The 12,398-nt window shown below is 63.8% G+C and carries 10 protein-coding genes and 2 tRNA genes; 4 read left to right on the forward strand and 8 right to left on the reverse strand.

Annotated elements, in window-relative coordinates; genetic code table 11:
- Positions 1-50: 50 nt before the first annotated feature.
- The 7 genes from DXT74_RS00085 to DXT74_RS00115 all read right to left on the reverse strand — a co-directional run bounded on the left by DXT74_RS00085 (position 51) and on the right by DXT74_RS00115 (position 6,607).
- Positions 51-1,109, reverse strand: coding sequence for a Gfo/Idh/MocA family protein (locus DXT74_RS00085; RefSeq protein ID WP_304489226.1), 1,059 nt, complete (start codon positions 1,107-1,109; stop codon positions 51-53).
- The gene (locus DXT74_RS00090) at positions 1,106-1,690 is read right to left on the reverse strand and encodes a YdcF family protein (RefSeq protein WP_194427056.1); all 585 of its coding nucleotides are present in this window, start codon (positions 1,688-1,690) and stop codon (positions 1,106-1,108) included. Before DXT74_RS00090 ends, DXT74_RS00085 begins: the two co-directional genes overlap by 4 nt.
- Positions 1,691-1,693: 3 nt before the next feature.
- On the reverse strand, positions 1,694-2,998 hold the full coding sequence (locus tag DXT74_RS00095; protein WP_194428015.1) for a nucleotide sugar dehydrogenase: 1,305 nt from the start codon (positions 2,996-2,998) through the stop codon (positions 1,694-1,696).
- Between the two features lie 350 nt (positions 2,999-3,348).
- A complete protein-coding gene (locus DXT74_RS00100; RefSeq protein WP_039755638.1) occupies positions 3,349-4,149 on the reverse strand; it encodes a polyamine aminopropyltransferase in 801 nt (266 codons plus the stop codon).
- Positions 4,139-5,116: a tRNA 2-thiocytidine(32) synthetase TtcA gene (gene ttcA / locus DXT74_RS00105; RefSeq protein WP_194427057.1), complete on the reverse strand. Its 978-nt coding sequence runs from the start codon at positions 5,114-5,116 to the stop codon at positions 4,139-4,141. The genes DXT74_RS00100 and ttcA overlap by 11 nt, the downstream gene beginning before the upstream one ends.
- Before the next feature lie 102 nt (positions 5,117-5,218).
- Positions 5,219-5,980, reverse strand: coding sequence for a pteridine reductase (locus DXT74_RS00110; RefSeq protein WP_081556555.1), 762 nt, complete (start codon positions 5,978-5,980; stop codon positions 5,219-5,221).
- Positions 5,981-6,058: 78 nt separating this feature from the next.
- Positions 6,059-6,607 carry a hypothetical protein gene (locus DXT74_RS00115; protein WP_162788113.1) on the reverse strand — a complete coding sequence of 183 codons (549 nt, stop codon included), beginning with the start codon at positions 6,605-6,607 and terminating at the stop codon, positions 6,059-6,061.
- 61 nt (positions 6,608-6,668) lie between these two features.
- On the opposite strand from DXT74_RS00115, the gene DXT74_RS00120 reads away from it, so the two are divergent.
- From DXT74_RS00120 to DXT74_RS00135, 4 genes are all read left to right on the forward strand, one after another.
- Positions 6,669-7,820: a class I SAM-dependent methyltransferase gene (locus tag DXT74_RS00120; protein WP_194427058.1), complete on the forward strand. Its 1,152-nt coding sequence runs from the start codon at positions 6,669-6,671 to the stop codon at positions 7,818-7,820.
- Positions 7,821-7,905: 85 nt separating this feature from the next.
- A tRNA-Met gene (locus tag DXT74_RS00125) sits at positions 7,906-7,982 on the forward strand.
- A gap of 35 nt (positions 7,983-8,017) precedes the next feature.
- Positions 8,018-8,094 (forward strand) — tRNA-Met (locus tag DXT74_RS00130).
- Between the two features lie 234 nt (positions 8,095-8,328).
- A complete protein-coding gene (locus DXT74_RS00135) occupies positions 8,329-9,162 on the forward strand; it encodes an ABC transporter substrate-binding protein (RefSeq protein ID WP_194427059.1) in 834 nt (277 codons plus the stop codon).
- Positions 9,163-9,178: 16 nt separating this feature from the next.
- On the opposite strand, the gene recC is transcribed toward DXT74_RS00135, so the two are convergent.
- The gene (gene recC, locus DXT74_RS00140; RefSeq protein WP_194427060.1) at positions 9,179-12,388 is read right to left on the reverse strand and encodes an exodeoxyribonuclease V subunit gamma; all 3,210 of its coding nucleotides are present in this window, start codon (positions 12,386-12,388) and stop codon (positions 9,179-9,181) included.
- Positions 12,389-12,398 lie beyond the last annotated feature (10 nt).

The following is a 12,398-nucleotide window of genomic DNA, read 5'->3' on the forward strand; positions in this document are numbered from 1 at the left end:
AATTTCAATGTAACAAGGCCGCCCAGGCAAGGGCCGGCCGAAAACCGCCATCAATAATCCAAAGGCAGGCTAACGCGGCGGCCGTCGCGCGCGGACAGGTACATCGCGATAAGCAGCTCAAGCGACTTCAACCCTTCGCGGCCGTCCGTCTCCGGCTCGGCTTCGCCGCGCATGGTCTTGATCACATTGTCGTAGTACAAGGGGTGGCCGAAACCGTAAACGCTGGTGGTGGCGTAGCTTGCCTGCTTGATGTCTTCGTCCATCTCATGCGGCTCGGCAAACTCCCAATGCTGGATTTCATTGACCGCCATGCCGCCGACGCGCACCGAGCCCTTCTCGCCCAGAATGGTGATGCTGCCTTCCAGGTTCTTCGGGTAGGTCAGCATGGTCACGTTCATGCTGCCCAGCGCGCCGCTGCGCCATTTGACGCTGACAGTCCCGGTGTCTTCCACCTCGATATTTCGCGCCAACGTCGCGGTATAAGCCTGCACGCTTTCCACCGGGCCGATCAGCCAGTCCAGCAGATCCACGTAATGACTGGCCTGGTTCATGAAGGCGCCGCCGTCGAACTCCCAGGTGCCGCGCCAGCCGGCCGCGTCGTAGTACTCCTGCGGACGGGTCCAGAACACATTGACGTTGACCATGTAGATACGGCCGAAGCGCTTCTCCTGCATCGCACGCTTCAATAGCTGCAAGGTGGCGTTGCGGCGGTTTTGCTTGACTACGAACAGATGCTTGTTGGCGCGGTCGGCGGCCTTGACCATTTCCAGGCCATCTTCCCATCGGGTCGCCATCGGCTTTTCCGTCATCACGTGGAAACCGGCCTCAGAGCAGGCGATGCTCTGGCTCGGATGCAAGCCGGAGGGCGTGGTCAGGATCACGATGTCCGCGTCGGTCTTGCCCAGCATGTCGGCCAGGCTGGCGTGGCAGCGCGCGCCGGTGCGCTCCACCGCCGCCTTCAAAGCGGCCGGGTCGATGTCGCAGACATCCACCAGTTCGGCGCGGTCGGCGTGCTTTTCCAGAGCGCCGAAGTGATTCTGGGCAATGCGGCCGCAGCCCACCAGCGCAAAGCGGATCTTGCGATCGGTAATCGGAGGGGTAACTATCATTTGAAAGTCCAGTAACGCACTGAATACACCAGTGTCTTCACATATTCGGACAGCACCGCGCCGGCTTCGTTGACTGCCAGCGTATGGTACAGATCATTGCCGGGGTAGACGAAATGCATGCCCCAGTTCACTTCCGGCCACACCTGGCGGAAAGTGGTCAAAGCGCGCGCGGAATGGTACCAAGAGGTCACCAACAGCGCCCGCTTCGGCTGGAACGCCTGCAGCGAAACCCTAGTCTGCTCGGCATTCTGGAAGGTGTTACGCGACACGCACTCATAAGCGATGCGCGGTGCCGGCACGCCGGCCATCACTAGCCGATTGACGATCAGCTTGCAATCGCCTTCGCCACTGACGAAGATCCGCGGCGCCACGCCGCGATGATACAGTTCGGCGGCGCCGATCACGCGCTGGCCGCTCTCGCCGCCCAGCACCACGATCCAGTCAGCCTTGGCAAGCGGCGCCTCCACGGGCAACCAGTTCTTGGAATAGCGCAGCAACGGCAGCGCGACGACGCCTGCCAACAGCGCGCACAGCCCCAGCCAGGCCAGGACCGCCCCCAAACGCGGATAGCGCCGCCACATGGATCAGGCCTTGACGATATTGTCAGCCGGTTCCAGATACTTGCCGCGGCTGTCCACCACCAGTTGCGCATGCGCCTTGATCTGCGCGTAGTCGAACTTGTCGTGGTCGGTGGCCAGCAGCACGCAATCGTAGCTGGCGATGGCCGCATCGCTCAGCGCCACGCTGGACAGTTCGAAATGATGCTCGCGCATCTTGGGGAAGACCGGCACGTGCGGATCGCTGTAAGCCACTTCCGCGCCCAGATCGCGCAGCTTCTCCATCAGGAACACCGACGGGCTTTCGCGCATATCGTCGACGTTCTTCTTATAGGCGATGCCCAGCACCAGCACGCGGCTGCCGTTGATGGACTTCTTGCGCAGGTTCAGCGCGGCCGCCACTTTGGACACCACGTAGTCGGGCATATTGCTGTTCACTTCGCCGGCCAGCTCGATGAAACGGGTGTTGACACCGTATTCGCGCGCTTTCCAGGTCAGATAGAACGGGTCGATCGGAATGCAATGGCCGCCCAGGCCCGGACCCGGATAGTAGGGCACGAAGCCGAAAGGCTTGGTGGCCGCGGCGCGGATTACTTCGTGGATGTCGATGCCCATCTTGTCGGCCACGATCTTCATCTCGTTGACCAGACCGATGTTCACCGCGCGGTGGATATTTTCCAACAGCTTGGTCATTTCCGCGGCGCGGGTGGAGGACACCGGCACCACCTTGTCGATCACCGCGCTGTACAGCGCCACGCCGATTTCCTGGCAGGCGGGGGTCACGCCGCCGCAGACCTTGGGAATAGTGCGGGTGGTGAAGTCCGGATTGCCCGGATCTTCGCGCTCCGGCGAGAACACCAGAAAGGCGTTTTCGCCCACCTTCAACCCGCGCGATTCCATGCGCGGCAACAGTTCTTCGTCGGTGGTGCCCGGATAAGTGGTGGACTCCAGCGACACCAGGTGGCCTTCGCGCAGATAGGGCACCAGGCTGTCTATGGTGTTCAGCACGAAGGACAGATCCGGCTCGCGGTATTTGTTCAACGGCGTCGGCACGCACAAAATCAGCGTGTCGGCTTCGCCCGCGCGGGAGAAGTCGGTGGTGGCTTCGAAGCCGCGGCTCAGCGCGGTGGCGATGCTGTCCGCGCCGATGTGTTCGATATAGCTTTGGCCTGCCATCAGGGCATCCACCTTGCCCTGGTCGATATCGAAGCCCAGCACTTTGTAGCCGACTTCGGCGAAGCGCAGCATCAGCGGCAGGCCCACATAGCCCAGGCCCACAATGCCGATGACGGCGGATTTATCTGCAATCCGATTGAGCAGTTGCTGCTTGATCACGGTGTAAGTCCCAACAGTATGTAAATACGATAGCGGCGGATCCGACGACATTCACGGCAAGCGGCGCGGAAGCGAAACCGCCCGCGCCGCGCCTGCCCTAAACTGTCCGATCCACCGCCATAAAGTTCATTCAACGGCAAGCCAGCTTGCCGCCTTCCGTTTCTGTCCGTACTGATCTGCCTCAGAAACCGCTCAAGCGGATTCTCTTCGCAGCTGAGGCAAGGGTGCAAACCGTCCCGCAAACACCCTTGGCCGCAGTTAACCGCCCACTGACGGCATGTATGCCGGCATTATACGCCGCTTACCCACAGCCATTGAGTAAGCAAATGTACGCCGGGCGACATCGTTCAAATCAGCAGATGGCCAGCTGTGTGCTGATTAGTCAACTTCAAGCGATTGACGAACTCTCCGAACTCCAAACCGAAACGGCACTCCATCCGGTCGGCCCGTTCCTTCAAGGCCTCCCATTGAGTCAGCGTCGGGCTCTGACGGAAAGCCATGACCGCCACATTGCCATGACTGGCGGAAGGCAGCTCCAGCACCCGGCCCTCGAACACATTGAGCAAACGTTCAACGAAGCTTTGATAGCGCTTGTCGCCGCTCCACCAATTGGTGACGAACACTCCCTTGGGACTCAAGGCGCGCTTGCAGTCCTCAAAGAAGTCCTCGGTGGTCAACTCGTCAACAATCTGCAAGCCATCGAAACCATCCACCAGGATGGCATCGGTGGAACCACGGAAAATTTTCACGTAGTCCGCGCCGTCGGCCTCGATGATCTCGAAAAAGTCGCCTTCCTCCGGCAGCTGGAAAAAAGCCCGCGCCACCGCGATCACCTGAGGGTTGATATCCACCGCCACGCTGACCGTGTCCGGCAGATATTCATCGATGAAGCGCGCCAGCGAACCACCGCCCAGCCCAATCTGCAAAATGTGCTGCGGTTCGTCGTTCCACAACAGGAAACCCATCATCGCCCGGCTATACGACAACACCAGTTCGGCGGGGTCATCCAGATCCATAGAACTCTGTATGGTTTCCGAACCCAAATGCAGCGAGCGGATATTGCCGGCCTCCGATATCTCCACCTCCGGCATTTCATCCACAGCGGCGCGCACGCGGCGGCGGAACGGATGCAAGGCCCTACGCGCCACAGCCGGAGCCCTCGCCCGCTGGATTACGCGAATCCAGAATGCTGATGGTGCGCTTCTTCGGCGCTGCTTCGGCCTCGTCGTCCCTAGGCGGCGGCGGATCGCGGAATTCTTCCTTGTCGAAAGCAGTGTCGCCGCCTTCGAACGGCGCGTCGCCGGTCTTCAGGCCGGCAAAGTCGAACAACGCGGTGTCGGCCAGGTGGGACGGCACCACATTTTGCAGCGAGCGGAACATGCTCTCCAGCCGGCCGGGGAAGCGACGGTCCCAGTCGTTGACCATTTCCTTGACCACTTGGCGCTGCAGATTGGGCTGCGAGCCGCACAGATTGCATGGAATGATGGGGAATTCGCGCAGCGCGGCGTAGCGTTCAATATCCTTCTCGCGGCAATAAGCCAGCGGGCGGATAACCATGTGGCGGCCATCGTCGGACACCAGTTTGGGCGGCATGGATTTCAGCTTGCCGCCGTAGAACATATTCAGAAACAGAGTGTGCAGGATGTCGTCGCGGTGATGACCCAGCGCGATCTTGGTCGCGCCCAATTCGTCGGCCACGCGGTAGAGAATGCCGCGGCGCAGCCGCGAACACAGGCTGCAAGTGGTCTTGCCTTCGGGCACCAGCCGCTTGACGATGGAATAAGTGTCTTCTTCGACGATGCGGTACTCCACGCCGATGGAGTCTAGATATTCCGGCAGCACATGCTCGGGGAAGCCCGGCTGTTTCTGGTCCAGATTGACCGCCACGATGGAGAAATCGATAGGCGCGGACTTCTGCAAGCCGCGCAGAATGTCCAGCAAGGTATAGCTGTCCTTGCCCCCGGACAGGCAGACCATCACGCGGTCGCCCTCTTCTATCATATTGAAGTCATTGATGGCGTCACCCACATGGTGGCGCAGGCGCTTGGCCAGTTTATTGCCTTCAAACACGGCCTTTTTGGCCTTGTCGTCGAAGACGCTGCTTGCTTCGGACATGGAGTACGGCTAAGAAATTGAAAAACAGGCGATTTTACTGTTTTTCCGCGGCGAAATCCATGACGACGAATATGGCGCGGGCGCGGCCGATCCCTCCCGCGCCTACAACACCACGCTGCGGCCGCCGTCCACCGCCAGAATCTGGCCAGTGACGTAGCCGGCGTCCAACAACAAGAAGGCCACCGCCTGAGCGATGTCTTCCGGCACCCCGGTGCGGCGCAAGGGAATACTGGCCTCTATCGCCGCGCGCTCCGCCGCATCGAAAGACGCGTCATCCTCCGGCCACAGATTCACCCCGGGCGAGACGCCGTTGACCCGCACCGACGGCGCCAGCTCTATCGCCAGGCTGCGAATCAGCTGGGCATGACCAGCCTTGGCCAGGTTGTAGACCACATGCCGAGCCATTGGCCGCTCCACATGGATATCGGCGATGCCGACGATGGCCCCGCGACGCTTGGCCAGCTCGGGAGCCAGCGCCTGGGACAGGAATAATGGCGCCTTCAAATTGCTGCCCATCAGATCATGCCAGGCCGCCTCGTCGATCCGGCCCACCTCAGTGGGGAAGAAACTAGATGCGTTGTTGACCAGACCGTCCAGCCGCCCAAACGCCGCCACCGCCCGCGCCGCCAGCGCCGGCAAGGCCGCCGTGTCCAGCAAGTCTCCCTGCAACAGCCGCGCGGAGTCCGGCCGCGCCGCGTTCAACTCCGCCGCCAAGGCCTCCGCCTCGCCGCGCGAACCGCGATAGTGCAACACCACCCGCAGGCCGCGCGCATGCAAATGGCGGGCGATGCCCGCGCCCACGCGCCGCGCCGCGCCGCTGATCAGCGCCACTCTCTGTTCCCCTGTCGTCCCCTGATCCGCCATTCCCGCTCCTCTGAATCTCCGCCTGCTGCCGCAGGCTCCCATACACGCGTTGCGCCGCGATGACGCCGGCCGCAACGCCTACTTCTTGCCCATGCAAGGCAGGGCCACCGCCAAAGCCGCCTGGCTGGAGGGCGGCAGCGTGAAGCGCGCCTCCAACTTGCCGTGCTTGCGGCTAGCTCCGTCTATCGTCACCAACAACTCCTTGTGCGTGGCGGACTGCCAGGCGAAGAATTCACCCTGCGACGGCCACTCGAAGACAAAGCGCCCGTCCGCCTCGTACCAACCCGCGAAGTGGCTGTCCGTGCCGCGGCGCAAACCCGCCATGCCCAGCTTGAGCTTGCGGCGCTCGCCCAGGCCGCCCGGCCCCTCGAACGGGCGCACGTCCCAACCGCCCAGTTGATCGGACACATGCAGCGACATCCGCAGCGGCGGGCTGTCAGCTCGGCAGGCCAGCTCCAGCATCACTGGAAAACGACTGCGCCCCACCGTCGCCTCGCCGTCCAGGCTGGCCACCTGCAAGGGGTTGTCCGGATACGGCTTGCTCACCGTCCACTGCGGCGCAGCCAGCGCCGGTCCCAGCATCAGGCCGCCGGCGCAGCCGGCCATCCAACGGTAAAATAGCGTCACCCTCTTCTCCTGTCCGCCAGTTTCCACCACAATCGCGGCACATTGTAGCAGGATGCCCGCCATGACCACCTTACCCGCAGCCAGTGCCGACGCGCTGGCCATCAGCCAACGCCTCGTCCACGCCATCCAGGCGGAAATCCGCCAGCGCGGCGGCTGGATGCCGTTCTCCCGCTACATGGAACTGGCGCTGTACGCGCCCGGCCTCGGCTACTACGCCGCCGGCAGCCGTAAACTGGGCGCGGCCGGCGACTTCACCACCGCGCCGGAAATGAGCGCCTTGTTCGGCCGCGCGCTGGCGCGCCAGCTAGCGGAGCTGCTGCCGCAAACCGCCAACATTCTCTACGAATTCGGCGCCGGTACCGGCAAACTCGCCATCGACATCCTCAGCGAACTGCAAGCGCTGAACGCGCTGCCGGAACGCTATTGCATCGTCGACCTGTCCCCGGACCTGATCGAGCGCCAGCAACATAATATCCGCCAAGCTCTGCCCCATCTGGCCGAGCGCGTGCAGTGGCTGGACCAGTTGCCGGAACAGCTGGACGGCGTGATCATCGGCAACGAAGTGCTGGACGCCATGCCCTGCGAGCTGATCCACTGGACCCCCGAACCACAACAACGCGGCGTGGCGCTGGACGGCGAACGCTTCGTCTGGGCGGACCGCGCCATCGAAGACCCGCAACTACTGCAGCTGGCCCAGGCCATCGAGCCGCGTCACAACGACTATCTGTCGGAAATCAGCCCGGCCAATATCGGGTTCATCCACACCCTGGCGCAGAAGCTGGCGCGCGGCGCCGTGCTGCTGCTGGATTACGGTTTCCCCGCCGCCGAGTACTATCACCCGCAGCGCCATATGGGCACGCTGATAGGCCATTACCGCCACCATACCGTGGACGATCCCTTCTTCCTTCCCGGCCTGATGGACCTGACCTGCCACGTTGATTTCAGCGCGGCGGCCCAAGCCGGCATAGACGCCGGCCTGGACCTGATCGGCTACACCACCCAAGCCCAGTTCCTGATCAACGCCGGCATCACTCAATTACTGGAGCAACTGGACCCGGCGGACGCCGCCGGTTATCTGCCGCATGCCGCAGCGGTCCAAAAACTACTGTCTCCGTCGGAAATGGGCGAGCTGTTCAAAGCCATAGGCTTCGGCAAGGGCGTGAGCATAGACTGGAGCGGGTTTCTGCGCGGCGATCGCTGCTACACACTGTGAGACGGCCGCCGCGAGAATCTTGTTGACAGCCGGCTTTCAGCTGCGTATATTTCGCGTCTCGGTGCACTCGTGCATCGAAAAACGTGGCGAATTAGCTCAGTCGGTTAGAGCGACGGAATCATAATCCGCAGGTCCGGGGTTCGAGTCCCTGATTCGCCACCACAGTTTGCGAAGAATTGTTTTCGACAAGTCTTCATGGCGAATTAGCTCAGTCGGTTAGAGCGACGGAATCATAATCCGCAGGTCCGGGGTTCGAGTCCCTGATTCGCCACCAAGATGAAAAGGGTCAGCGCAAGCTGACCCTTTTCGCATTTCCGCCGCCCTCCGCCTCCCCGCCCAGAGCCGCACCTCGCAGAGAGCCTCGCAAACAGTACAAGTCTTCCCCCCAGGAGGCGCAACGCAGGGTCAGGGGTGTTATGAGCGAGCCTTATCCACAGGATGAAGCGAGAGCGTCAAGTTATCCCCAACCGCCCAGCTATAGTGAAGCATTTCCCGCTGGAGCCTAGCCATGCGCCGCCTGCAAGCCGGAACTCTCCGCGCCGCTGTCCACGGATTGATCTGCGCCGCGGCGCTATGCGTCGGCCTGGCTCAGGCCGCGCCTCCGCTGACACCGAGCGTCTGCAGCCGGGAGTTGAGCGTAGGGTGGGACAGTTGGCCCCCATACCACTACCTGTCCGCGCGCCAACAGCTGGACGGCTACTCCGTCGCCGTGCTCAACGAAGCCGCTCGCCGGACCGGCTGCCGGCTCAACTATCAGCAGATGCCCTGGCCGCGGACCTTGCTGAGCCTGAAAAACGGATTGGTGGACCTGGCGATGGAAGCGCTGAAAACGCCGGAGCGCGAGTCTTTCGCCCGCTTCGTCTGGGCCTACAGCCCCACCACCGTGCGTTTGTGGGGCCTGCGCAGCCGCGTCGCGCAATGGCCGACGCACCGGCTGGAAGACCTAGGCAAGCACGGCAAGCTCATCCTCGGCGTCACCCGCGGCGATAGCTACGGGACGAATATAGACGCTTGGCTGAAACAGCCGCCGCCCACGGTCAGCGTGGATATCGGGCCGACTCTGGACATCAATGTCCAAAAACTGCGGGCCAAGCGGCTAGACCTGTTGCTGGCCAATAGCGCCACCATGCGCGCAGCGCTGCAGGCCCAGGCTACGGAACCGGAGGTCGTGCCGCTCGCTCCAGTCTGGAATACCGGAGGCGCTTATTTCATCTTCAGCAAAAGCAGCGTGCCGCGGCCGGTGGTGGAGGCCTTTCAGCAGGCCTTGACCGGCATGCGGCGAGACGGGTCGATCCAGGCCCTGTACCAGCAGCACTTCGAAGCGCCGTATCCGGAGGAATAAACCGGCGTCTGCCGCCTCAATCCTCGCCGCCGCCCTGCAGCCGTTCCGCCAGCGGCAGCAGCAGTGTTTCCGCCAATTGGGCGAACAGAGGGTCGTCCAGCGGCTGCTGATTGCGAAAGGCCAATGCGATCGCGGCCTCGTCCTTTTGCGCCATGCCGCCTTCGCGAACAAAGCTTGGATCCCACTTCTCCAGCGCCTTCTGCATCGCCTTGTCGCGCCGCTCCGGCTCCGCCGCCAAGGTCTCGGCGTAAGCCCAACTGGTGCGGCCGAACCAAGGCAAGGGCTGATCCTGGCCCTGGCGCCAGCGCGCCAGCCACGGCTCCAGCAAGGCCAGAGCCTCCGGCTCGTCCTCCAGCAGCAGGCTGCCGGTGTCGTCGTAGCAGACGGTGCGGCAAGCCACGCCCGGCGGCCGCGCCTCGCACAGAATCAGGTGGCTCAGCCACAGGGCCACGCGCTGGGCGGCGTTAATCTTGCCGACGACAAAGTTCAGCTGACCTTCGGGACGCAATCCGGTGAGCTCGCCCACCAGGGTGAGACCGGCCGCGTGCAGATGGACCGGCTGCGGCGGCAGAACGTCCCGGCTCAGAGCGGCCGGCAGCCGCGCCGCCAGCTTGACGCTGGAACGCGCCTCCTCCACCAGCCAGGCCCGGCCCAACGCGGCCGGGGGCAAGAGGCCGGCGGCGGCGACGCGCTCTCTGACCGGCGCTTGCGGACGGCGGTGCAACATGGCGTCCACCAGTTGCCTGCGCACCGCCTGGCTGGCGTCTCCGTCCACGGAGAAGGGCTCGCGCACCGGCAATTCCTCGTCGCCGCCAAACAGACGGATGGCAAGCCGGTCCGCGAGCCAAGCGCGCACCGGATTGCGCCAGAAGCGGATGAAGTCATGCAGATTGACCACGCCGCTGAGCACCGCCGGCGGCAAAGCGCCGGCGAAGGAGCGCGGCGCGGCCTCCGGCTGCGACAAAGCCGCCGCGAAGGTGGGCTCGAAACTGGCCAGCCGCGGATCCGCACCGTCGTAGGCGGCGGGCGAAAATGGCTGCAGCGGATGGCGCACCGTCAACGTCCGGCCGAGATCCTGGCCGCACATGGCGGAGAAGCAGTCCAGCAACTCGGCGATCAGCGGCGACGGCGGCAGTGTCTCTCCGCTGCGGGCGGACTGCCCCACATAGGACAAATACAGTTTTTCGCGCGCGGAGAGGATGGCCTCCAGAAACAGATAGCGGTCGTCGAAGCGGCGCGAGCGGTCGCCGCGGCGCGGATGGCGCGCCACCAGATCAAAGCTGACCGGGCGTTCGTCGCGCGGGTAAGCGCCGTCGTTCATGCCGATCAGACACAGCACGCGGAAGGGAATGGAGCGCATCGGCACCATCGCGCAGAAGGTGACGCCGCCGGAAAGAAAGCCCAGCGGAGAGGCCAGCGTGAGCTTGCGCTTGAGCCAATCCCGCACCACCGGCAAGCCCACCTGCTGTTCAAAACCGGCCAGCTCCGCGTCCTCCGCCAATTCCGCCAGCGCGCCGCGCAGTACTTCCAGCGCTTTCTCGTCGTCAGCGTCGGCGTCGAACAAACGCTCGCAAGCCTGCTGCATCCTCTCAGCCCACCGCGCCGGGCTGGCCGGGAGCGCCCACTCCTCCGCCGTGCATTCCAGTTCGCGGTAGCAAGCGGCGAAACGCCCCAGCGCTTCCGCCAGCTGGCCCTGAGCGCTGCTGTGCGGCAGCAGGCCGGCGTACAGACCGCTGTCGTCTCCGGCCAAGGCCGGCGGCAACACCGCGCCCAGCAACAGCCGGTCCAAACCCCAGCGCCAGGTAAACAAGGGGTCCGCCGGCAAGCCCAGCGCCGCCTTGTGCGCGGCGTCCCGCCCCCAGCGAATGCCGGCTTCACGCGCCCATTGACGCACAAAGGGCACGTCGGCGTCGTCCAAACCAAAGCGGCGCAGCAGCGCCGGCGCATCCAGCAAGGCCAACACCTGATCGGCGGCGAAGCGGGAGTCCGCCAGATCCAGCAAGGCGGCGTAGCTGGCCAGCAACGGCTCTTCCCGCGCGATGCGGCGGTCGGCGATGCTATAAGGGATATCCGGCGCCGCGTCCTCCTGCGGACGGGCGCCGAATACGGTGTCGATATAGGGCGCGTAGCTATTGATGTCCGGCGTCAGCACCGCCACGTCGGCGGGATTGAGCCCCGGATCGTCGCGGAACATCGCCAGCAAGCGGTCTTTCAGCACCTCCAATTCGCGCATCGGCCCGTGGGCGGCGTGGATCTGCACCGAATCGTCATCCGCCGCCAGCGGTCGCGGCGCGTCCTTGGGGTCGTTCAATTGCAGGATGTCGCGTTGCAGCCGCGCCAGCAGCGCATCGCCGCGCGGTGCCTCGAACAAGGGACGCGCGTCCAACTCGCTGTCTTCGGCGATCAACTCGAAAAAGTCTCGCCCTTGCTTGCCCAAGGAGGCCAATAAGGGATGGCCCTCGGTGGCGAACAAATCGCCCTTTTGCCTCAGCTTGAGCTTGCGGCGTGCGTCGACGATGTCGCCCCAATACGCCTCGCAGGGGTTGAGGGTGAACAGGCAGACGTCGGTGAGTTGGGACAGCCGCTTGACCAGGGCCAGATACATGGGCGCCAGGCTGGCGATGCCGAACAGCGTCACGCGTTCCGGCAGGTGCTCGGCCTTCAGTTCAGCGAAGAATTCATCCAGCATGCGCACGCGATGGCGGCTGGAGTCGCTGTCTGCCAGCCGCCGCCACAGCGCGGCCTGCCAGGCTTCGTCCTCGCCCAAGCCCTGCAACTGGCCGGCTTCCCAGGCGCGGATCCAATCCGGCCGAAACACCAGATATTGGTCGAAGATGTCCGCCACTTTGCCGGCCAGTTCGAAACAGGCCGCCTCGCCCCCCTCAAGATAACGCGACAACGCGAGAAAAGGCTCTCCCTCCAAGGTTGGCAGCAGCTCCATCAGCCTCCAGCTCAGCACTTCCGGCGCAAACGAGGACTTGCGCGGCAGCTCCGGCATCACCCGCTGCATCAGCCGCCAAGCGAAGGCCGCCGGCAACACGAAGTCCAGATTAGCGGCCACGCCGTTGCTGCGCGCCAGGTCCAGCGTGATCCAGCGCCCCATTCCGCGGCTCTGCACGATCACGGTTTCCGGCGCGAACGGGTCGGACAGCGGCAAGCTCTGGCTCATTCCGCAAAAAAGCTGGCCCAATTGCTCCAAGCGGTTGGACTGGTAAAGAAGCAGCATGAGGGAATCG

Origin of the sequence: Chromobacterium sp. Rain0013 (assembly GCF_015291765.1) — a bacterium.
GTDB lineage: Bacteria > Pseudomonadota > Gammaproteobacteria > Burkholderiales > Chromobacteriaceae > Chromobacterium > Chromobacterium haemolyticum.